Raw genomic sequence first — 23,728 nt, 5'->3', positions numbered from 1 at the left:
AAGCGAGTAACAATCCTACCACAGATAGCGCAAAGCTTAATTTGCTAGGGTATTAAAAATTTGTACGATTTTGCAGCAAACATATATCCTGACTATCAACCGATTAATAAATAAATAACGACTAAATAAGGTAATGATTTTTATGAAAGCAACTCTCTCTAATAGCGCGTCTTCCAAGTCGCCAAAGCTTGCAACCTTGACTGCGCTCGCGGCCGCCTGTGCAATGATGCTTTCTGCGCCTGTGAATGCTGCAGAAGCTGACACTGCTGCTACATCAGCACCTGCTGTACCGAGCGCTGTAGATTCCAGTAAACGCGTGATTCGTCTAGCAAGGCCAGGTGCAACGACCAGCACAGCTCAAAGCACAACAGATGCTACGCCTGCTAATAGCGCTCAGTCAGTTAATACTCAGCCAATGATGCCGTCAAGCAACACTCAGTCTAACCGTACCCCTTTGAGCACGGCACAGGCAGCACAGATGATGCAATCAAGCAATGCTCAACCAAATCGTGTACCTATCAGCCCCGCTCAGCCACCAGCATCGCAAATGATGAATCCAGCTAACGCCCCTGTGATGAGCGGTACTACTCGCATCTATGAGCCAGGTCCGATGACCGCGACTGGTATTGATCTGCGCAGTGGTCAGCTCTCAAATATTCCAACGCCACAAGTACAGCTCTCAGATGTGAGCTTTATCAAAACCGTCTTGATTCCACAACAAAAAGGCCTAGGTACTGATAAGCTTGACGTCAGCTTGCTTGATGATTTTATCGCAGACGTCTCACCGAATGCTCGTCACTATCCACCAAACTTCCCTAACCGCACTCAGCGCCATTACACTCGCGAAAAAATCAAAGTATTGGCCGATTGGATTGAGCCTTACGCCAAATCACCAAATGCGTCTTATGATGTATTGATGCGCGCAGCCAAGCTAAATGGTATGGGTCGTAATCTAGACTTGGGCTCAGACTACACGGTACGCGGCGGCCAGTATGTTGATCGTGCGCTCAAAATCCAGCCAGATAGCGGTGAAGCCAACTTCTTATATGGCATGATGCTATCAGAAGGTGGCGGGTTTAAAGAAGGCCAAAAATATCTAGACCGAGCCGTATCTCTGGGTTATACCGAAGCAGAGCAAAGCTTGGCACAGTCAGACCTACTCAGTGATCGCCGTGCTAACGCCCTAGAGCGCCTACGTCGTCTTGAAGCAAAATACCCTAACAACACCGTTATTCCTCAGCAAATCAAACTGGTTGAAGATGGCAAATTCTACATTTGGGATATCCCTGCACCGGATATCAATGTCAAACCAGGTGCCTAAATTGGTACTGTTTGTCTATACTAAAGATAAACAAATAGTTTGATAGCCTGAGAATACCTAGCGCCTTTGTTTTTATGAATATAAAGCCAAGGCGCTTTTTTATGTCTGGCTTTTTTGTGCCTAATAGCAAGCTGCTTGCGCAGAACCCTGTCTTTTCCTACTTTGTCTAAATGAATGCCCTTTTTACCCAAAAATTTAAGTGTATCTCAAAACAATAACCATCCTTTAAAAAAGTCATTCGATATATAGCGCTTGGTTATAACCCTTCAAATAAAATAGTCTAATATCAAAAGTTACGCTAAACTCTACCATAACCAATAGCACTTCCATTGCTGGTTTTCTCATCACTTCTTTTTTACCGGACTGACCTATGACTTCTGCTAGCCCTAGCAAAAACACGGTAACGCAAGCCAATAAAAAAATGCTGCCTATCGCCTCAGTTGCATTATTGACAGCGGCAATGCTGCTACCAGCCTGTAGTGTCGTCTCGGTAGAAAAACAAGCATCGGCCAAGACCATCTCAGCACAGCGCGGTAATATCGTCACTGATAATCAACTAAGCAGCGATACGGCATCTGCCTTGCTATCAGCAGGTCTTGATGAGCAAGCTTGTATGCAGCAATTCGACTTGTGCTTGACTCAGCTCACGGACAGTATTTTAAATAAACACTATCGACCTGCACTGGCAATTTTTGCAGAACTGCACTACGCAAAAGCGCGCCAGCTTGCTGACTCACAAAACTGCCGCAATGCACTTGCCCGTCCACCACTTGACCCATACTATGCCAATGCGCCTTTGAGCGACGACGATGCCAAAACGCAGCAAGAAGAGACCACTCTTTGCTTAAACAATTATCAGGACAGACTGTTTGATGCGATTAAATATAGCTATACCTATTTGTTTTATGACAGTCTGACTCATGATTTTGAGGGTGCTGATGAAAGCTATAGTAGTGCTCACACGCAAACCCGCATCCCAACTGACAACGATATTCAGACCCAAGATATCTATAACGCTGCCAGCAATGATGTCATCACGCAGCTTTATCGATCGACCGAAAACTCAGATAAATTGATGAATGGCAAAAAAGTAGAATACTTAACCATCCCTTCTGCTAGGCGCGATAGTAGCGATCAAGCAGCGATTGCCAACCGAGCCCCGCTAAAAGGTAAAGCGACCGACCAAGTCAAGGTCATGAAAGTACAAGTAGATGATTATGACCTCGGCATCTATTTGCCCAATGAAAACAACTATTTGCAAAATGCTCATAAGCAAGACTCTGCGCTTGCTGACTTAGTTTCTACTTACGAGCTACGTCTCTCTGGGCTGAATTCTGTTAGCAAACGTCCCGGTTTAGGTATCAGCTTAGTCGCTTCTCTCGATGATCGTTACACCATCACGATTCGCCAATTATTATCATCATCACTATCGGGTCGATTAACCAATGAGAGTGACAATACAAAAGATAGCGAGCCAAGCTCACGCATTTATCCTACTGGTCATCTCCTGCTAACTGGTTTGATCAAACCAAGTGGTGATAGCGTGCTGGATGTGCTGAGCAGTCGCCAGCTCGATATCCATCTATACAATCCATATCAAACTGAAACCGTCAATATTCTTAACGATAACTATCCATTAGCAGCCAATTTCTCAGCAGGTTATGGAATGTGGCTGGCAGAAAACCAGTTGGATAGTGTGGGTTATTTGAACCTCATCACACGCCAGCCAGATGCTCGTCTGCCCAAACTGTTTATGCTCGAACCTTATGACCCTGACAAGCGTGTCATCATTATGCTACATGGTTTGGCCTCTAGCCCAGCCACGTGGGTCAATCTCACCAACGATATTCTCAATGATGACAAACTGCGCGACAATTACCAGGTTTGGCAAATATTTTATCCAACCAATTTGCCTATTTTAGAAAACCGCTATCAGATTCAGCAATTAATCAACACGACTTACGAGCAGACGGACCCAACAGGACAAAATCGCGCCAGTAAAAACAGCGTGATCATTAGCCACAGCATGGGTGCCCTTATCGCGCGCATGATGCTGTCCGATGATAATTTGGTCGATGATTTGGACAGACTTGATGATCAAGACATTCTCTCTAGTAGTGAAAAACGGCAAATCCGCGATGCACTAAAAGAATCGTTTGGTGAAAAGGAATTAAAAAAACGGTTTGAGCTACAATCCTTGCCACAAGTAGACACCGCTGTCTTTTTATCTGCACCTTTTCGCGGCACTGACTATGCAGACCGCTGGTTTACGCGGGCGCTGCGCCGCATTGTCTATCTGCCAGTCGGTTTGGTAAAAACAGTGACTGACAACTTGGCAACGATTGCCACGCAAGGCGATCTGGCACAAAACCCGTTGGGCGCTTTGTATTTGCAAAACGGTGCCAGCCAGCTAAGCGATGACTCTTCTTTTATTGAGCTGACCAAAGATCTGACGATCAATAGTCGTGTCACTTATCATTCGATTATTGCCAATAATGATGCTGATATCACCAAAGGACTGGCCCAAGCACAGCCTGACGGTGCCAAAATTGATTTATCGCAAGCGCTAGAAGAAGACGCTAAAGACGAACGCGCAAGTGCCCGCGTGTCAGATGACACATCAGAGCTGCCTCCTGAGCCACTGGTCGCTGCCGTCACTGTTGATAAAAATATCAGTCAAGCCCTAACCCAACGTTTATCAGACGGTATTGTGCCTTATACCAGTGCGCACTTAGATGGCGCGGCGTCTGAGACCATTATCAATGGCGGTCATAGTATTCAAACCAATCCACAAACGATTTTGACACTGCGACGGATTTTGCATAAACAGTTACAAGAATGATGTATGTTTTTGTTATTGGGGAACATTTTAATGCATGGGAAAGCAAGTAATAAACAAAACAGATGTTTTATAAAAAAATACTCGCTATTCCCAAGTCATTGTTATTCATAAAATTAATTTTATTTTCAAGGGTGTTTTATGTTTGTTTTTCTGACTCCTAGGTATGCAGCTGTCTAACCGCACGGGTTGCGTCACTATCTAGGGAAGCGCATAATATATGCATAGCACATACCTGTAGTATATGAGTTTATAGGGACATAAATTATTCAATTCAGCTAAACAGTGAATCGTAACCTTAGCCACAATTTATGCCTGATGTCGTTAAAGTTTTACGCCACTAAGAGCCATTGCCCGTAATCATTGTCACCTTGATTTATGTACCGTTACGGACAGTTACTTGAGCGTTGTACGGAAGACAGCGCTATGAAGCTAACAGATAAGAGTAACCATTTATGTTTGCTACGTTTATGATTGACCAGCTCGATGCGCTGACACTCGCGCGTATCCAGTTTGCTTTTGTTGTCTCCTTTCATATTGTCTTTCCCGCTTTTTCTATTGGACTTGCTAGCTGGCTGACCGTACTTGAGTTTCGCTGGTTAAGAACAGGCAATCCTGTTTTTGCGGAAGTCTACAAACACTGGGTAAAAATATTTGCCGTGGTGTTTGGTATGGGTGTGGTTTCAGGGGTAGTAATGTCTTACCAGTTTGGGACCAACTGGGCAGTCTTTTCAGATAAGGCGGGTAACGTCTTAGGCCCACTCCTCGCTTATGAAGTACTGACTGCATTTTTCTTAGAAGCCTCCTTTTTGGGTATCATGCTCTTCGGTTGGGGCCGCGTTAGTAAGCGCATGCACTTTGTCGCCACTGCAACCGTCGCTATCGGTACGTTGATCTCAGGGTTTTGGATCTTGGCCGCCAACAGCTTTATGCAGACGCCGCAAGGATTCATGGTCGGTGCTGATGGTCTGCTTTATCCAACCAACTGGCTTGAGATTATTTTTAATCCCTCATTTCCCTACCGCTACGCACACATGATGACCGCTGCTTTCTTGACGACTGCTTTTGTGGTTGGTGGTATTGGTGCTTATTATCTACAATCCAAAAAGCACATCGAACACCGAAAACATGGCCGCGTGATGTTGGGCATGGCGATGATTATGGCGATTTTTGTGGCACCTGCGCAGGTATTAATCGGTGATGAGCACGGGCTAAATACGCTTGAGCATCAGCCTGCCAAAGTCGCAGCCATGGAAGGTATCTGGGAAGATGAGCGCGGGGCAGCATTACGTCTCTTTGCGATTCCTGATCAAGAAAATCAAACCAATAAATACGAAGTAAAAATCCCTTATGTCACAGGTTTGATTCTCACTCACTCTTTAGATGGTGAAGTGAAGGGTCTTAAAAACTGGGCAACAGAAGACCAACCACACGTTATTATTGTATTTTGGGCCTTCCGTATTATGGTTGCCATTGGTATGTTAATGGTGCTTGTGGGTCTATTTAGTGTCTATAAATACTTCAAAAAACAGCAGTTCAGTCCTGACAGCAAGCTGTTCCACCGTGCATGGATGATGATGACGCCGCTTGGCTTTATCGCGCTACTTGCCGGTTGGTTTGTCACCGAAACAGGGCGTCAGCCATGGACAGTCTATGGTGTAATCCGTACAGCTGAAAGTATGTCACCCTTAGCAGCCCAACAGGTTGCCACTACATTGATCGGCTTTATTATCGTCTATACCTTTGTTTTTGGTGCAGGTAGCTTTTATATCTTGCGCTTGATTGGTCAAGGGCCAAAACCTTATACCGATCCTGCCGAAGACAATTTCTACGAGCATTCAGTAACCGAAGGTCAAGGTCGTACGCTGAGCGGAGATAATGATCCTGCTGGTCACACGACCAAGCAAGATATCGACACACCAGCAGATGACATCGATGATGGAGGGTTACGCTAATGTTTAATTTCGGTGATGTATTAGACTTACCCTTAATTTGGGGTGGATTGATTGCGCTTGCAGTCTTCATTTATGTCCTGCTTGATGGCTTTGATTTAGGCTGTGGTATTTTATTTCCGTTTGCAGGCTCAGACAAAAACCGTAGTCGCATGATGAACTCTATCGCCCCATTCTGGGATGGTAACGAGACGTGGCTGGTATTGGGTGGCGGCGGTCTATTCGCAGCTTTCCCAGTCGCTTATGGCATTATCATGACAGGCTTGTATCTGCCGGTCATCTTTATGCTGTTTGGCCTGATCTTGCGTGGCGTGGCGTTTGAGTTTCGCTTTAAATCGAGCACCCATCGCTACATTTGGGACGGCTTCTTTTTCTTTGGCTCATTGCTGGCCGCTTTCTTCCAAGGCGTGATGCTCGGCTCTTTAGTACATGGTCTTGAGGCGAGCAATCGCTTGTATACTGGCGGCCCATTTGATTGGTTGACCCCATTTTCTATGGTCAGCGGGGTGGCTTTGATTATCGGCTACTCACTGCTTGGCTCAACGTGGCTCATTTTAAAGACCGAGCACGATTTGCAAGTGTGGGCGCGTAAGGTTTCAGGCTGGCTGTTGATGGCGTTGGTTGCTGCGATGATTGTTGTGACCATCTTTATGTATTTTTCAGACATCGATGCGCTAGAAGATTGGTTTACACTCGGACGCTTGCCTTATCTGGCGCCGATGCCAATTATTGCGCTGATTGTGTTCTTTATTATGCGTAAAGACTTGACCACTGAGCGTGAATATCGTCCTTTCTTATTGACGGTATTGCTCTTTTTATTGGGTTATATTGGTGTGTGTATCGCCATATTCCCATACATTGTGCCGTATCAGATGACGGTTTACGAGGCGGCAGCGACTGATACATCGCTATCATTTATGCTGGTGGGTGCGGTAATCATGTTACCTATCATCTTAAGTTATACTGCTTATGCGTACTATGTGTTCAAGGGTAAAACTGATCACGAACATATGTACTAGTCATTGTAAATGACAAGCAGCTAGTAGTGAGATAAGCAGGTGCTACACATTTTTGTGGCACCTGTGCTCAATTTGTCAGATAAGAGGTCTTTATGAAAAATCTCAGTAAAAAACATTTGAGTAAAAAGCAAAGACTGAGTAAAAAGCAAAGACAATGGGCTTGGTTTTTGGGCTTATATGCCGCAGGATTTTTGACGATCTTTACGATTGCGCAATTGATTAAGCTGGCAATGGGCGTTTAACACGGTTATCAGACAGTGTCGTTACCTATGTGCTACGCGCTCAATTTACCAGCCCTTGTATTCACTCTTCATTTCTATTGGTAAAGATTGAACAAGATATAGAAATCATCTGTGTAAAAAAGCAGCGTTGAACGATCAACGCTGCTTTTTTGTGTTTACCAGTGTATTTTTGCTTATCTTATGAATTTATTCGACCTTGATGATTATCGATATCGTTTTTTTCAATAAATTCATTCACTTGTGCCAAGCGCTCGGCTGTACCGACGTCGATCCAGTTATCAGTAATCACTTCAGCAGTAATCTGGAATTTGATCATTGCTTGCTTAAGTAGTGGCGCCAATGCGGCAGGCTGTCCTGATACCAATCCCTCTACCAACGTAGGAGACATCACGCTAATACCAGCGAAAGTAAACTTGTCCGCATCGCCAACTGGCTGCTCGCTGGCAAGACCATTATTAATAGCGAAATCACCACCATCATTGTGCTCTGGATTGTCAATCAACAACAGGTGCGCGCGCTGATCCGCGCCTAATGTATAGTCTCGCAACTGAGCAAAATCATAGGTCGTCCAAACATCAGAGTTGACGAGAATAAATGGCTCGTCTCGCAGCTTGCCTGACTGTAATCCCTGAAAAATACCACCTGCCGTCTCTAACGGCTCATCACCTTCTACTGACCAATGTAGTTTGACTCCATATTGCGCACCGTCGCCCAAGGTATCCATCAGCTTATCTGCCAGCCATGACGCATTGATCGTGATATCGGTAATACCTGCGGCTTGTAGTGCTTTAATATGCCAGACAATAAGTGGCTGACCGCCCACTTCGACCAAAGGCTTGGGCGTATCTAGTGTCAATGGTCGCAGACGTGTGCCCTTGCCAGCAGCCAAAATCATGGCTTGTGTAATCGTCGAGCTAGACATGCTTACTCCTATTTTTATTATTTAGTTTATCAATTTGATTAAGCATCATCTAGGCTGAAGCAAACTTACCTTTGTATGCAGGTAGAACAGCATCTTTTAGCCATTGATTAAAAGGTAGGACGGCATGCTTGATCGCATCATTACCTTGTTCAGCCAGCCAGTTTAATTCAATAATTAAATCACGCATGACTTTGGGAATATCACCCAAATAGCGATCTTTGCCATCGCGTTCAGATAATCGAATAAAAATCCCTAGTACTTTTAAATGACGCTGCACGCCCATTACATTAACGTCGTTTTCAAGCTGAACCACATTATCGGCTGTGGTTAGCAATTGTTGCTTTTGTAGCTGCCAAAAGTCGTTAATCCATGCAGATACTTGGTGCTCTGGCCATTCAACATAAGCATCGCGTACCAATGATACTAAATCATAAGCATAAGAGCCGATGACGGCATCCTGAAAATCAATCACACCTAAGCGCGATGTGTCCGCTTGGTCTTGCATGAGGTTACGACTATGATAGTCGCGATGCACAATGACTTGTGGCTGTAGCAGGATTTCATTGATGAGTGCCGATTTTAAGTTTTCCCACACCTCCTCATTCAGCTCTACGCCGATATAAGGGATAAACCACTCACTAAACAGATTCATTTCGCGATCTAATAACGCCGTATCGTAATCTGGGAGCTGATACTGAGATTTTGCAGTCTCGACTGGTACCGTTTGCAGCGCTACTAACGTCTGCATGGCGAGCTGATAATAGTCATTGATTTGCTCTGGTGTTGCATCATTCAGCAAATGAGCAAACTCTACTGCACCAAAGTCTTGTAGCACCAAAAAACCTTTTTCTAAATTTTGTGCGATGAGCGTCGGCACATTGATTGCAGGCGACATGAGCTTGGCAACATTGATGAACTGCCGCATGGCATCTTGCTCATCAGCAGAATCCATGACGATATGACGCGTATCTCCTGATCCGTCAGCCTCTAGCAGTTGAATGCGATGATAGCGGCGCGCACTCGCGTCACCCGGTAAACTGTCTAGATCAAAGGGCTTATCTACAAATACTTGCTGCAACCAATGCTCGAGTTGTTGTTGGCGATTGTCGTTATTGTTATCGGTCATGTCAGGCTCTATAGTGGTTTTATCAGTCATAATGGGCATCACAGGTTAAATATAAATCATAAATAATTAAAGTAGTGATAAGTCAGGCAAATACTTGCTAAAATGGTCATATCTTAAGCCGCAACAACTGCGTTAGTAGACATATCAAGATATCATTCAGTAATTTAACGATAAGCTGAAATTTTTAGCTCATTTAAAAACAGCTTGGCTATATTATAAATTTTGGTAAATAGTGTAGCTGATTTGGTTTTTTTTGACTATGATTAGTCGTCATTATATGTAAAACAGCCAAATTCTTGAGATGACGCTATCGATGAGTGATTTTTTAGCCGTTCATTAACAACTTGGTCTTGTTGAATAATACGACTATGCAATTCAGTATCGCAATCCAATAGGCTCTGCAATCATAGGTGTGCCCTTGTTATATTCTCCGCTTTACCAAAGCATTCGTTTAATCTTATTTGGTGCCTTAGGCTTATCTAGCCTAACGGTTAATGCTGCCATCAACGATGCTGACACACAGACAACTGAGCCATCAAGTGCTGGTAGTACGAGCAGCTACCTTCCTGATACCAATAACAGTAATGTGACTCAAAGCAGTGATTACAACGATATCCGTTATAAAGACGCGCGCTCACAGATCGATAATTCTCAAAGAGCGACTCCTGCCTCTGATTTTGATGACACCCGTTTCGCAAGCGATGCTAAGTTAGAAGACAGCGCCTCCGATGATGTTTTGAATATCACAGAGATTAATGAGTCTTCTGATACCGCCTCAATACAACCATCAAATATGCCAGATAGCGATCAGGTAAGCCGCGACACACGCGCTAATGCTATAGCTACACCTGAAAATACCGTAGCGGATAACCGTCGGCTAGATATCAGTGATGAGAGCATTCAAGACAGCTTAGTGCGTTTGGCAGAATTCTATGAGCTTACACCAGAGACTCCTGTCTCAAATGACGTGGATAATATAGAAGATGCTGAGTCAGATAACATACAGAGTACTTTAGCGCCTACAGCGCAGACCATTACAAAAGTCGGTAAAAACTTACGATTATTGCCAAACGCTATAGATAGTGCACAACGCTGTGAAGGTCAATGGGTCTATCCAAAGAGCAACCCTAATTATCAGCGTGCTGTGAATGAAGCTGGCGGTGCAAATGGACAACCCGTACCTGATGTCGACAGTATTCCCAACAATCAAGCACCTTTATTCACAGAGTCAGACTACGGTTATTACAATAATATCAACTATGCTGAGCTATCAGGTAATGTGAAAGTCGATCAGGGCACCCAGCATATCGAAGCAGAGAAAGTTGTGATTAATCTAAGCAATGGCGTGGCTGCTGCACAAGGTAGAGTCATGTTTACCGATCAGGCGACAGGACAATCACTGCAACGTAGCAATGCACCAAGCAACGCTCAAGCCAGCTTTAATGAAAGAGCAAAAAAAGATGGTTTGATTGGGGTTGCAGACAGCTTAAATTATAATACTGAAACTGGACAATCAACAGCCAACGATGTGGCTTTTGCTAGTGTTGGGCTACAAGCACACGGCTACGCTAAACGCTTGAATAAGCCCAATGATAGTGAGTACGAGTTGGACGAGGTGATGTTTAGCACCTGTCCACCCACCAACCGTAAATGGCAATTTGATGCCAAAAGTATCGATTTGAATACTGATACAGGGCGCGGTGAAGCCTATAATACGACTTTTCGCATTGCTGACGTACCGGTCTTTTATCTGCCCTACTTTAACTTCCCAATAGACAGTCGTCGTAGCAGCGGATTTTTATTACCAAGTGCGAGCGTGAGTAGTAAGAGCGGTGTTGAGATTGATGTTCCTTATTACTTCAACCTAGCGCCCAACTACGATGCCACGCTCAATACGCATGTATATACTGATCGTAATCCTATGCTCTCAGGTGAGTTTCGTTATTTGACCGAAAACTATGGAGAAGGCATTTTTAACGGTTCATACTTGCCTAATGACAAAGAATATAATGACGAAGATCGTAAAAGCTTTTTTTATGATCATTATTGGTCATCGAAAAGTATTCCGCGATTAAGTGGTGATGCCAAATATAGCTATGTATCAGATGCAGACTATCTTGATGATTTTGATACCTTAGGTTTATCAGATAACACCATCAACCTACCAAGGCGTGCTCGAGTTAATTATTATAATGATTACGTCGATGGTGAGTTAAAAGTAGAAACCTTTCAAACGTTAGATGCGTTTACTGATAATGGTGAGGCTCTAGAGGATAAAGACAAACCCTATTCACGCCTACCACAACTAAAGCTCAACTATCGACTGCCGTGGGCGAAGAACTTTGACATCACTGGTGTACATGATTCTGCCTATTTTAAGAAGTCTATTGATGATGGCTCTGAGGATGAAAAGAGCGGCGCACGCATTTATAACAAAATAAGTGCCGTCTATCCGATGGAGAAGTCTTGGGGCTATATTAGACCGAAGCTAAGCCTACAGCACCTTTATACTTCCTATGATGAAGACAGCTTGGCAGACAATAACATCAGTGAAGAAGATGGTAGCCAATCCGTATTTGTGCCACAAGCCAGTATTGATGCAGGTCTGAATTTCTACCAAGCAGGTTCACCCTTTGGCGCTTTTGATGACACCATGGGTGGCTATCGTCTGCTTAGCCCGCGGGTGAAATACACGTATTCACCGTACAAAAACCAAAATGATATCCCTAACTTCAATACTCGTATTGCCTCTATCAACTATGAGCAGCTATTTTCAGACAGTTGGTTTTTAGGCCATGACCGCTTGCAAGATCTGCACTCTATTACGCCTGGTGTCAATTATCGTTACATCGATGCAACGGGTGTGACACGTTTTGATGGTAGCATTGCAGAACAGTTCTATATAGATGATGGTCGTGTCACGCTTGATGATGAGCAACGAGTTTTCAACTCTTCTTCCTCAGGCATGGTATGGGTTACCAGCACCCAACCTTATAACAATTTTTGGGTTGATGTGAGCGGTGCGCTGACTAACGACTATGATTTGAACTATATCACGACTGAGCTACGTTATCAGCCATCAGACAATAGCTTGTTCAATGTGGGCTATGTCAAGCGCCAGCGTGATGAAAATACGGATCAGTTGCCATTGTCCGCATTTACCGCCTCTGCTGTTTTCCCTATCAACAATAGCTGGCGGATATTGGCTCAAGGTCAATATGACTATAATAGTAATAAGATGCTCGATTCACTTATCGGCGTTGATTATGAAGATTGCTGCTTTGGCTTTGCAGTTTATGGTCGTCGTTACTATAATGACTTAAATGTCAAAGACGAGCCAACACAAGCTATTATGGCGGAAATTAGATTAAATGGGCTTGGTAGTGGCAGTAGCCGCTTAACACGATTGCTCTCTGATAAGATATTAGGCTTTGAACCTGTCCAAACTGCATGGAAAGACTAACGAGATTTTTTGAAGTAAAATATTATTTATATAAAAATGTATAAAGCACTATCTACAATCCAATTATGGACAACACTGTCGGGTATTTAATGATTAAAAGTATTGGATCGTGTTGACCAACTACCATCCGATGCGATGATATTGATGAGGAGCATCATGAGATTTTTTTCTTTACGTCAAACCAGCCGCGTTGTACTACTGTCTATAGGGGCCAGCCTTACGCTCACTTTGAGCGCTCAAGCAGCCACGGTGGCACCTGCAGTAGCACAAACGTCGAATCCGGCTGGACAAAATACCGTCGATCGTTTGACACCTGCCAATAGTACTGATGGCATCGTGGCTTTGGTCAATGAAAACGCTATCTTGAAGAGCGAATTGGTTGATGCCATTACACAAACCCAAGCCCGCGCACGAGCAGCGGGCGAGCCAATTGCAAACTCAGCACAACTACAGTCTGAGGTACTAAACGCGCTTATCTTGCGTGAATTGCAACTATCAATGGTAAAACGTGTCGGCCTATCTCCTGATGAGACCGAGATCAATCAACGCCTTGCTCAAATTGCTCAATCTCAAGGGCTTAATAGCATCTCAGCATTACAGCAACGCTTAGATGCCGCGCGTCCTGGTAGTTATGCCGCATTACGTGCTCAACTGATCGAAGATGCTGCTATTCAAGAGCTGCAGCAGCGTCAAATCAGTCGCCGAGTACGCATTAGCGAGCAAGATATTGATGCATTTTTGGCGTCGCCTGAAGCAAAACGTTTGAACCAAAGTGAATACCAAACTGTGCATGTACGCGTTCCTTATATAGATGACTACAGCCGTCTGTCAGCAGCTCAACGTGAGGAAGCGCTAAAAGTTGCACAGGATTTGCGTACTCGTTTACTTGAACCAAATGTCAATGTCTCTGAAGCTGTTGCTGCAAGCCAAGGTAGCTATCCTATCCCTATTCAAGGTGGCGATATGGGCTTTCACAAAGCCGCCTCCCTGCCGACAGAGCTATCAAGCAAAATTACCAATCTCGATATTGGTGCAGTTAGTGAGCCGTTACTAACGCCTGAAGGTATCGATATCGTTAAGCTGGCTGATAAAAAAGCCAGTGATACCATGCTGATTCCGCAGTGGCACACTCGTCATATCTTAGTAAAAGTCGATGAGTTACAGACAGATGCACTGGCTGAACAGAAAATTAATGATTTGTATGAGCAACTGCGTAATGGCGCTGATTTTGCTGCCTTAGCATCAACCTATTCAGACGATCCAGGATCGGCTGGACGCGGTGGTGATCTTGATTGGGTCAGTGAAGAAGATATGGTGGCTCCATTTGAAGCCACAATGAAAAACACAGCCGTTGGTGACTACTCTGCTCCATTCAAAACTCAGTTTGGCTGGCATATCCTAAAGGTTGACGGTAAGCGTCAGCAGGATGTGAGCGAGCAATATCGTCGCAATATGGCACGCCAAGCTTTGTATCAACGCCTAGCGCCTCAAGCACAAGAAGACTGGTTGCAAGAATTGCGTGCAGGTGCTTACATCCAAGTACTCGGTTAAAGACTTACGTTCAACTGCTTGGTCATAAGTTAATACACTGAACGCTAATAATACTAATTAGCTTGCACAGAAAAAGGGTATATGCCAATGCATATGCCCTTTTTTTATTTAGAAATTGACTGCCAGTTAATTAGAATAATGGATAGCAAACCGCCTAAGTACAATTAACTTAACAGACGGTTAAACCAATCTATTTAGCTGTTTATAGCAAGAATATTACAAATCGATAAAGGATGCACAAAGAAAAGCCCCGAACCTAGGGCGATTGGTTCGGGGCTTCAGTGCTTCATGTTATTGTTATTATCTCTCTTCCGTGTTGACTCATCCTAAGTCATAAACAGTAACGTATAAGACAGCGGGCTGACCTGTTCTTTTATTGATACCGTCTCAACACTGCATCCTTGCGTATCCTTGTGTTGATGAATGTATTATAGGACAATCAATTTGGTACGAATAGAAGCTAAAGACCTTATTTGACGTAAGCATATGCTTACGTTATAAGAGTAAACTTTAACCTATACGTCGCACTTCTTATCAACTAAAACTGCCTTGCGCTTCTTTGCGTTCATCTGACATTTTCTTGCCTTCTTTTTTACCTTCTTCAATCTTGCTATCTGCTTCTGCTACATCTTCTGCTTCTGCAGTAGGCGCGTTACCTTCTTGCTTACTCGTTTCTTCTGGCTCATATTGTAAAGTCGTCATGACAGGAAAATGATCAGATCCTATAGACGGCATACGTTTGATATCAACTACTGTAAAGCAAGCACTATGGAAAATGTGATCCAATGCCCAACGCAGAAACGGATATTTGACATGAAAGGTGTTGATAAAGTGTCGACCAATACGAGGATCTAGCAGCCCAGAAATACGCTGAAAGCGGCGCGTGGTTTTTGACCATGCCACATCGTTGAGATCACCAGCCAATATCGCGGTTTGCTTATTTTCTTTGATGTGTTTGCCAACCATCAACAGCTCAGCATCACGCGTGGTAGATTTATCAGCCTCAGTTGGACTTGGAGGCATAGGATGCAAGCAGTATAGCCAAATCACGCGGCCGCCTTGCAAGCGTAACTGCGTATGAATAGAAGGTATGTCATCAATCATTAGGTACTTCACTTCAGGATCTATGAGCTCAAGCTTAGAGTACAGGTGCATACCGTATAGATTATCCAGCGGAACCTTCACTGTATATGGATAATCAGACTCAATTTGCTGTAAGGCTTTCTCCCATTTTTTATCAGTTTCAAGCGTAATTAAAATGTCGGGCTGTCTATGCTTGACCAAATCAACCAATTTTTGTGTTTCATTATTGGGTGTTAATACATTTGACACCATGATTTTTAATTGATGTGCTTCCCCTTCTGGCTTATTTTTCGCTTTTTGAACTTCTTTTTTCCACAACCTTGTATAGGGCAATACCATTCTGAGTTGAAACGCTAGTGTGATGCTAAGCACTATAAATAACAACCATTGTCCCAGTTGCCACTCTGAGAAAAACACGATCATGCCAATCCAAGCAATAATGCCCAGTACCATTATCTGAATGCGTGGGAATTCGACGCCACGTACCCACCAATTATCCAGTGGCACCCAACCCCAGATCGTTACAAATGCGATGAATCCTGCGAGCCATTGTAAGCTGTAATATAATAGTGAGAGATCCATAGTATGTGATAACCGTTTATTGAGATGATAATGGGGCCAATAATGACATGTGCTGTGCCATTCATTCCATGACAACGCACATCATTATCTTAACTGAACTGAGTTTTAAATGAACTGAGTTGTAACTGAACTGACGTCAAGTATGAATGCTAGAAGCTTACTTTAGCATTTCATAAGATTTTCGCCTATATATGAGTCGTGATTCTGCAACAACTGCCATAAAAATTTACAATACCTGCCCAATCAAAATAATAAGTATTTTATCGAAAGACTTATTCTTTATAGGCAACCAAATATATTTTGCCAATACCTAAGCGCGACTCTAATAATAACGTAAAGTTATAGTACACATAGTTAATAGTGTATGGAAAACGAGTAAATAATAGCCAAAACGCCTTGCTTTTTTGTACCATTCACGGCATTGTTATCGGTTGGTGATGCAACAAATAATTGTAAATAGGACTGAATTTCATGAGTAATTTAACAGTAGGCTTGGTAGGCTGGCGCGGCATGGTAGGATCAGTATTGATTCAACGTATGCAAGAAGAAAATGACTTTAACGGTATTACGCCTGTCTTTTTTTCAACCAGTAATGCTGGTGGTGATGCGCCAAAATTCGACGGTATTAAAACTGGCCAACTAAAAGACGCTTATGATATTGAAGCACTCGCTGCCTGTGATGTGATTATTACTTGCCAAGGTGGTGATTATACGTCAAAAGTTCACCAACCACTACGTGATAGCGGCTGGACTGGCTATTGGGTTGATGCGGCAAGTACGCTACGCATGCGAGACGATAGCATCATCATTCTTGATCCAGTCAATCGCAGCGTCATTGATGACGCCCTAGCCAGGGGCAAAAAAGACTTTATCGGTGGTAACTGTACCGTATCTTTGATGCTGATGGCGATTGGTGAGTTATTTAATAAAGGTTGGGTCGAATGGGTCAGTGCGATGACCTATCAGGCGGCTAGTGGCTCTGGTGCCAATAACATGCGTGAGCTTATCTCAGGTATGGGTGTTTTGCATGACGCTGTACAAGATGAGCTGGCCAACCCTGCTAGCGCCATTCTTGATATTGATAAAAAAATCGCTCAGACACAGCGTTCAGCAGACTTCCCTACACAGTACTTTGGTGTGCCGCTTGCCGGTAGCTTGATTCCTTATATCGATGTACAGTTAGAAAATAAGCAGTCAAAAGAGGAATGGAAAGGCGGCGTTGAGACTAACAAAATTCTTGGTAATGACGAAGCTAGCACGATTCCTATCGATGGTATGTGTGTACGTGTCGGGGCAATGCGTTGCCATGCACAAGGTCTAACCATCAAGCTCAAAAAAGATATCCCTCTAGAAGAGATTGAAGCCGCCCTAAAAAATAGCGGCAACGAGTGGTTAGACTTGGTCGAAGACGACAAAGAAGCCACTATTAATCGCTTAACGCCAGTCGCGGTGACTGGCACATTAACAGTTGCATTAGGCCGCTTACGTAAGCTCAAAATGGGTCCTGAGTATTTAGGTGCCTTTACCGTTGGTGATCAGCTACTGTGGGGCGCAGCAGAACCATTGCGCCGTATGCTAAATATCATTCGTGAGCAAAACAACTAAATCGAGTAACCAAAATATCAGATAAAAAAGACAGCAAGTGCTGTCTTTTTTGTGTGGTCAAGAACCTAAATGGCTAAGAACAATGACTATATGCCCTAGTATTACTTTTGCTCATACGCAATCATTACCTCGTTACGACGTAAAAATGGCAATGCCCATGGCTCATCGTAACGTGCCAATTCTGGCTCACCTGTAGGCGTTAAATGTTTGCTTTGCATCCAATTTCGCAGTTCTTGTGTCTTTTTATCTACTTTATTACTTCCAGTAAATCCTGAGAATTTGATAATGTCATAATTTTGAGCTCGTACTTCGACGATTTCGACTTCTGGGTTATTTGGTTTTGCTGACGTCTCCATCGTATATTTACTGGGCATCGCGAATTGTACGCGCCACTTTCCGTCATCTTGCTGCATACTGACTGACTATATTGACAGAATGAATATCAATATCCAAAAAATCCCTAACAATGCTATAATTAGCGCCATTTTCATAGCTCATATATCGGTTAACATATGCAATTTGTCTTACATAAAACAGCCAGCGGTGCAACGCGTGCACGCCGCGGCACCGTTCATCTCAATCATGGCGACGTGCAGACGCCTGCCTTTATGCCTGTTGGGACTTATGGTACGGTCAAAGGTATGCTGCCACGTGATATCGAAGCCATTGGTGCTGATATCATTTTAGGCAACACTTTTCACCTCTGGTTACGCCCAGGTACGGAAGTGATTGATAAATTTGGCGGCTTGCATAAGTTCATGCATTGGGACAAGCCTATTTTGACGGATTCAGGCGGCTTCCAAGTATTCAGTCTGGGGGCCATGCGTAAAATTACCGAAGAAGGTGTTAACTTCAAATCGCCTATCGATGGTGCCAAAGTATTTCTTTCTCCTGAAAAATCCATGCAAATCCAGTATAGCTTGAACTCAGACATCGTCATGCAGTTCGATGAATGCACCCCTTATCCAGCGACTCACGATGAAGCAAAGAAATCTCTAGAGCTATCACTACGCTGGGGACAACGCTGCGTTGATGAGCACAATAGACTGGGTAGCACCAACGCATTATTCGGTATCGTACAAGGCAGTATGTATCCCGATTTGCGCCAGCAATCACTCGAAGGTTTGCTAGATATCGGCTTTGATGGTTATGCTATCGGCGGTCTTTCAGTTGGTGAGCCAAAAGATGAGATGATGGACGTCCTAGACTACCTGCCTGATGATATGCCAGCAGATAAGCCGCGCTATCTAATGGGCGTTGGTAAGCCTGAGGATTTAGTTGAAGGCGTACGCCGCGGTGTGGACATGTTCGATTGTGTGATGCCAACTCGTAACGCGCGTAATGGCCATTACTTTGTGACGGGCGATGCAGACAATGCTGGTGTGGTACGTATCCGTAATAGCCAGTATCGTAACGACGAAGGCCCATTAGATCCTGAATGTGACTGCTACACTTGCCAAAACTTTAGCCGTGCTTATTTGTATCATCTTAATAAATGTAAAGAAATGCTTGGCGCGCAGCTTGCCACCATTCACAACTTGCGCTATTACCAACGTTTGATGCAAGGTATCAGAGACGCCATTGAGCAAGATCAGTTTGATGAATTCGTTAGCGAATTTTATAATAAGCGTGGACAAACCATTCCTGAGTTAAACTTGCGTTAATCCATTTTAGTATTTATTGATATTATTAGACATAAAAAGGGCTTAAGATAATTCTTAAGCCCTTTTTATGTGTGTTGCTTTTATCACTCAATGATTTGCATGTCTAAATCATTGTAAATAACTATTAGCCCATCAGTGAGGTAACAAATACCACGATCACAGCGATTGGCGCGATGAATTTTGCAACAATTTGCCAAAGCTGCCATGTCGCATTAGATAAACCAAGCTCTTGCTGAATACTACGCTGATCCATTTTCCAACCAACAAATACGATAGCCGCAAGACCTGTTAGAGGTAACAGGAACTTACTGGTAATCTTGTCTAGGGCATCAAAGATACCGTTACCCATAATAGTAAATTCAGACCATAGGTTAAACGATAGCAATGCGGCAATGCCTAATAGCCAAATCACAGTACTGGCAACGATAGTCGATACGGTACGGCTCATCGACGTACGCTCTTCTAGTAGCTCAACCGTTGGCTCTAGTAATGAGATAGATGAGGTGACAGCTGCAAAGGTAATAAGCAAAAAGAACAATGCACCAATGATAATACCCGCACTCATGCTACCAAAAGCAATCGGTAAGCTGACGAAGATCAGACCAGGACCTGACGCAGGATCTAGACCGTTACTAAAGATAATTGGGAAAATGGCTAAACCAGCCGCCAAAGCGATAACCGTATCCAAAATAACAACGGTACGTGCAGTTTTTAGCAAGTTCACTTCGCGGCCCAAATACGAACCATAAGCAACCATGATGCCCATACCAATCGATAGCGTGAAGAAGGCATGACCTAATGCTGCAAGCATAACGTCAGCCGTCAGCTTGCTCATGTCTGGCGTGAACAAATAAGCAACTGCCTCACCAAAACCGCCATTCATTATGTTATAACCAACGATAACGAAAAGGATCACACCCAATAGTGGCATCAAAATCTTGGCTGCTTTTTCGATACCACTCGTTACACCAATACCAACGATAACGGCCGTTAAAATCATGAATACAGTGTGCCAAATCGTCAATGTACCGGCTGATGCTAGCATCGCATCAAAGGTCGCAGCCACAGAATCACTATCTTGACCTGTAAAGCTGCCTGACGCCACTTTGGTGATATAGTTAAGTGCCCAACCACCGATCACACTATAGAAGGATAGAATTAAAAAGCCACCCAAAATACCAGTAGCACCAACGATGGTCCAGCTACGAGATTTACCTTCGCTAGCAGCCACATCCGCAAACGTGTTGACTGGGTTTTTTTGTCCACGGCGACCAATGAGCCATTCAGCAACTAATATTGGAAAACCGACTAGCGCGATACAGAATAAATAAGCGATAACGAAAGCTGAACCACCGCTCTCACCCACCATATATGGAAACTTCCATATATTTCCCAAACCTACTGCTGAACCTACTGCCGCTAACACGAAGCCAAAACTTGAGCTCCATTGCGCATGTTCTTGTTTATTGATAGCCATTTTTTGCGTCCTCGTACTTCAAATAACGCTACTGACAATCCTCCTTGATCATCATAAATAGTCACTACTACTATCAAACTATTTAGTAAACACTTCAATATGGAGTGCCCCGTAACATTAAGAAAGAATTGTTTACAATATCATAAACGCTCAGTTTCTGCTAAGCGACCAAAAAAGTCAAGCACTCATAAATATAAAAAGCCATAACAATTGGTTATGGCTTTTAGCAATATTATCTTTTATTAATAAAATTTAGGCAGATTAAAACTGTAAAAAACGACTATCTAGCCTAGCTTCTATCGTAGCTCAATATGCGTTTAACGCACCACCCCGCGACGACTTTTTTGTAGTGAATCAATCAACAATTGAACTTTTGGCTCTTGAGATAGTAGCTCACCTTGCAGAACCTCTAAAGCTTGCGCTGTCGTCAGACCCGATCTAAAAATAGTACGATACGCTTGGCGTAGGACATCAATGGTTTCTTTCGACCAATCTTTTCGGCGCATGCCTTCGATATTTAGACCATGAGCTTTTGCTGGATTACCAGACACCATCGTAAACGCTGCGACGTCTTTTAAAATCAAGCTGGCGCCGCCAACCAGACTATAGTCATCTACTGTACAAAACTGATGAATGCCTGAGTTACCACCGATGATTGTATGGCTGCCGATAGTCACGTGACCTGCAACACCAACATTATTTGCCAGCACATTATGATCGCCAATCACACAATCATGCGCCACATGAGTATTGACCATCAACAAGTTATGACTACCTATCTTGGTTAGCTCACTATCTTGTGCAGTACCGCGATGTAGGCTACAAGCTTCGCGAATCGTATTGTGATCGCCAATCTCAAGCCAAGTACGCTCACCTGCATACTTTAGATCCTGAGGATCCTCTCCAACACTCGCAAACTGATAGAATTGATTGTGTGCACCGATACGCGTCAACTTTGTGACAACGACATGCCTATGCAACACAGTATGTGGTCCAATTGACACTTCATCACCAATGATACAGTAGGGACCAATGATGGCAGTCTCATCAATCTGTGCAGATGGTGAGATGAGTGCTGTAGGGTGAATCTGACTCATGATGTGGGCCCTTGTATCATTTAATGCAAATAAATAGTCAGCCAAATACAGCCAGTTTGGCTTCATGAATGAGGCCAATATCCGCTGCTTTGTTAAATATCAATATAATAGCTCATTATAATTGTGAAGATCGATTCGATATAGCGCTTTATGAATGCTAACTTATTACAAACTTAGGCACTTTTACTGTCTTTGATTTTTTGCTGCTCTTGACGCGCAATCATGATTTGAGCACTCGCAGCAAGTTCGTCTTCGACATGCACCGTACAATCAAACTTATAAATACCATGGCGCTGCATCACTGTCTTGGCACGAATGGTGAGTTGATCACCAGGAATGACTCGGCGCTTAAAACGCACTTTATCCACACCAGCAAACAAATACAGATAGCCATCTTCTGAAGTCAGACCTGCGGTAATGAACCCAAGTATGCCTGAAACCTGTGCCATTGCCTCTACCATCAATACCCCTGGCATGATTGGCTCGTCAGGAAAATGCCCATTAAAAAACTCTTCATTAATGGTCACATTTTTGATACCCGTAATGCACTCTCCTGGTGTACAAGCGACCACTCTATCGACCAACATAAAAGGATAACGATGTGGTAAATAATGCTTAATCGTATGATACGTTAGTGGCAGGGTAAGACCTTGCTCAGCCAAGCTTTTGATGTCTTCATCAGTTGGGATATCTATATGGTCATTGCTCATAATGAGGCTTCCTTGCTATGTTTTGGATGTTTATTGTTTGTATGTGTTCGCATTAATCACGACCAAGCTGACGAAAGCGTACCGCTGCACGGCGCCAATTAGCAGTTGGCATAGCAGCAGTTCCAGAAGAGTAAGAACCAGCAGTTTTTATAGATTTGGTAACCATGGTCATACCTGATAAAACCACATCATCTGTAATTTCGATATGCCCTGTGATACCAACAGCACCGCCAATAATGCAGCGTTTACCTATCGTCGTACTACCGGCAATACCCGTTTGGGAGGCAATGGCAGTACCGTCACCAATACGTACGTTATGAGCAACTTGAACCAAATTATCAATGATAACATGATTGCCAATAACCGTATCATCAATGGCGCCGCGATCGACACAGGTGTGACTACCAATGCGTACATGATCACCAATAATCACACGGCCTAGCTGAGCGATCCGCTCCCAGCCTGAAACACTAGGGTTGTTGGTAGGAGCAAAGCCAAACCCTTCGGCACCAATGCTCGCACCCACATGCAATCTTGCATAATTGCCAATGACACAATCATGGCCAATAACCACTTGCGACTTGATAACACTGTCAGTACCGATCTCAGAATGCGCCTCAATCACTACATGGGCATCAAGTGAGCTACGCGCTCCTATCTGCACATAGTCGCCAATGACACAAAAAGGACCAATATTAACCTCATCACCAATCACAGCGCTATCAGAGATCACAGCACTAGGATGGATTCCAGCAGATAGTGACTGACGGGCAAATAGTTGGCTAGCGCTGGCATAAGCTAGGTATGGGTCAGAGACAACCAACGCTAAGGCCGAGTCAGGTACTTGGTCACGATACGCTTGGGTGATCAATACTGCACCTGCTTGGCTACCGGACAAACTAGAGATATAGTGAGGGTCTGCCAAAAAGCTTAGCTGCTTTTGGTCAGCAGTAGTTAAACTTCCAACACTGTTAAATGGGTGACGTAACTGCTCAGCACTAATATCAGCCTTATTGATAATGGGCTGACGCTGCTCAATCCGAGTGATAAGTTGCTCAATCGTTATCATAATGAC

The 23,728-nt window shown here is 43.7% G+C and carries 17 protein-coding genes; 9 read left to right on the top strand and 8 right to left on the bottom strand.

Annotated features, from left to right (window positions below):
* Positions 1–142 precede the first annotated feature (142 nt).
* From AOT82_RS12980 to AOT82_RS13875, 5 genes are all read left to right on the top strand, one after another.
* Entirely contained in the window at positions 143–1,321 is a 1,179-nt protein-coding gene (locus AOT82_RS12980) for a tetratricopeptide repeat protein (protein ID WP_071003489.1), read from the top strand.
* 370 nt (positions 1,322–1,691) lie between these two features.
* A complete protein-coding gene (locus tag AOT82_RS12975; RefSeq protein WP_071003487.1) occupies positions 1,692–4,163 on the top strand; it encodes an esterase/lipase family protein in 2,472 nt (823 codons plus the stop codon).
* A gap of 452 nt (positions 4,164–4,615) precedes the next feature.
* The gene (locus AOT82_RS12970) at positions 4,616–6,115 is read left to right on the top strand and encodes a cytochrome ubiquinol oxidase subunit I (RefSeq protein WP_071003485.1); all 1,500 of its coding nucleotides are present in this window, start codon (positions 4,616–4,618) and stop codon (positions 6,113–6,115) included.
* Positions 6,115–7,131: a cytochrome d ubiquinol oxidase subunit II gene (cydB, locus tag AOT82_RS12965; RefSeq protein WP_071003483.1), complete on the top strand. Its 1,017-nt coding sequence runs from the start codon at positions 6,115–6,117 to the stop codon at positions 7,129–7,131. The genes AOT82_RS12970 and cydB overlap by 1 nt, the downstream gene beginning before the upstream one ends.
* Positions 7,132–7,223: 92 nt before the next feature.
* Positions 7,224–7,373 (top strand): hypothetical protein, encoded by a 150-nt coding sequence (locus AOT82_RS13875; RefSeq protein ID WP_156770998.1) that lies wholly within the window; start codon positions 7,224–7,226, stop codon positions 7,371–7,373.
* A 178-nt stretch (positions 7,374–7,551) separates the two neighbouring features.
* On the opposite strand, the gene murU is transcribed toward AOT82_RS13875, so the two are convergent.
* Positions 7,552–8,295, bottom strand: coding sequence for an N-acetylmuramate alpha-1-phosphate uridylyltransferase MurU (murU, locus tag AOT82_RS12960; RefSeq protein WP_071003481.1), 744 nt, complete (start codon positions 8,293–8,295; stop codon positions 7,552–7,554).
* Between the two features lie 49 nt (positions 8,296–8,344).
* Entirely contained in the window at positions 8,345–9,460 is a 1,116-nt protein-coding gene (locus AOT82_RS12955; RefSeq protein WP_071003479.1) for a phosphotransferase, read from the bottom strand.
* Between the two features lie 379 nt (positions 9,461–9,839).
* On the opposite strand from AOT82_RS12955, the gene AOT82_RS12950 reads away from it, so the two are divergent.
* Together AOT82_RS12950 and AOT82_RS12945 are read left to right on the top strand one after the other, a co-directional pair.
* The gene (locus tag AOT82_RS12950) at positions 9,840–12,884 is read left to right on the top strand and encodes an LPS-assembly protein LptD (protein ID WP_071003477.1); all 3,045 of its coding nucleotides are present in this window, start codon (positions 9,840–9,842) and stop codon (positions 12,882–12,884) included.
* A gap of 156 nt (positions 12,885–13,040) precedes the next feature.
* A complete protein-coding gene (locus tag AOT82_RS12945; RefSeq protein WP_071003475.1) occupies positions 13,041–14,435 on the top strand; it encodes a peptidylprolyl isomerase in 1,395 nt (464 codons plus the stop codon).
* Between the two features lie 534 nt (positions 14,436–14,969).
* Here the strand turns inward: AOT82_RS12945 and AOT82_RS12940 are convergent.
* Positions 14,970–16,100, bottom strand: a complete 1,131-nt coding sequence (locus tag AOT82_RS12940) for an endonuclease/exonuclease/phosphatase family protein (RefSeq protein ID WP_071003473.1) — start codon at positions 16,098–16,100, stop codon at positions 14,970–14,972.
* 471 nt (positions 16,101–16,571) lie between these two features.
* Between AOT82_RS12940 and asd the strand changes: the two genes are divergently transcribed.
* The gene (gene asd, locus AOT82_RS12935; RefSeq protein WP_071003471.1) at positions 16,572–17,705 is read left to right on the top strand and encodes an aspartate-semialdehyde dehydrogenase; all 1,134 of its coding nucleotides are present in this window, start codon (positions 16,572–16,574) and stop codon (positions 17,703–17,705) included.
* Positions 17,706–17,806: 101 nt separating this feature from the next.
* Here asd and AOT82_RS12930 read toward each other — a convergent pair whose 3' ends face one another.
* Complete coding sequence (locus AOT82_RS12930) at positions 17,807–18,118, bottom strand: SOUL family heme-binding protein (RefSeq protein ID WP_071003469.1); 312 nt, start codon at positions 18,116–18,118, stop codon at positions 17,807–17,809.
* 99 nt (positions 18,119–18,217) lie between these two features.
* On the opposite strand from AOT82_RS12930, the gene tgt reads away from it, so the two are divergent.
* Entirely contained in the window at positions 18,218–19,369 is a 1,152-nt protein-coding gene (gene tgt / locus AOT82_RS12925; RefSeq protein WP_071003467.1) for a tRNA guanosine(34) transglycosylase Tgt, read from the top strand.
* Between the two features lie 124 nt (positions 19,370–19,493).
* Here tgt and AOT82_RS12920 read toward each other — a convergent pair whose 3' ends face one another.
* The 4 genes from AOT82_RS12920 to lpxD all read right to left on the bottom strand — a co-directional run bounded on the left by AOT82_RS12920 (position 19,494) and on the right by lpxD (position 23,722).
* A complete protein-coding gene (locus tag AOT82_RS12920; protein ID WP_071003465.1) occupies positions 19,494–20,846 on the bottom strand; it encodes a sodium-dependent transporter in 1,353 nt (450 codons plus the stop codon).
* 317 nt (positions 20,847–21,163) lie between these two features.
* Complete coding sequence (lpxA, locus tag AOT82_RS12915; RefSeq protein ID WP_071003795.1) at positions 21,164–21,943, bottom strand: acyl-ACP--UDP-N-acetylglucosamine O-acyltransferase; 780 nt, start codon at positions 21,941–21,943, stop codon at positions 21,164–21,166.
* A gap of 173 nt (positions 21,944–22,116) precedes the next feature.
* The gene (gene fabZ, locus AOT82_RS12910; RefSeq protein WP_058023665.1) at positions 22,117–22,653 is read right to left on the bottom strand and encodes a 3-hydroxyacyl-ACP dehydratase FabZ; all 537 of its coding nucleotides are present in this window, start codon (positions 22,651–22,653) and stop codon (positions 22,117–22,119) included.
* 52 nt (positions 22,654–22,705) lie between these two features.
* On the bottom strand, positions 22,706–23,722 hold the full coding sequence (gene lpxD / locus AOT82_RS12905) for a UDP-3-O-(3-hydroxymyristoyl)glucosamine N-acyltransferase (RefSeq protein WP_071003462.1): 1,017 nt from the start codon (positions 23,720–23,722) through the stop codon (positions 22,706–22,708).
* Positions 23,723–23,728 lie beyond the last annotated feature (6 nt).

Origin of the sequence: Psychrobacter sp. AntiMn-1 (genome assembly GCF_001854065.1) — a bacterium.
Taxonomy (GTDB): Bacteria; Pseudomonadota; Gammaproteobacteria; order Pseudomonadales; family Moraxellaceae; genus Psychrobacter; species Psychrobacter pacificensis.
The sequence above is the reverse complement of the archived record's forward strand: the minus strand, read 5'-3'. Positions and strand labels throughout refer to the sequence as shown.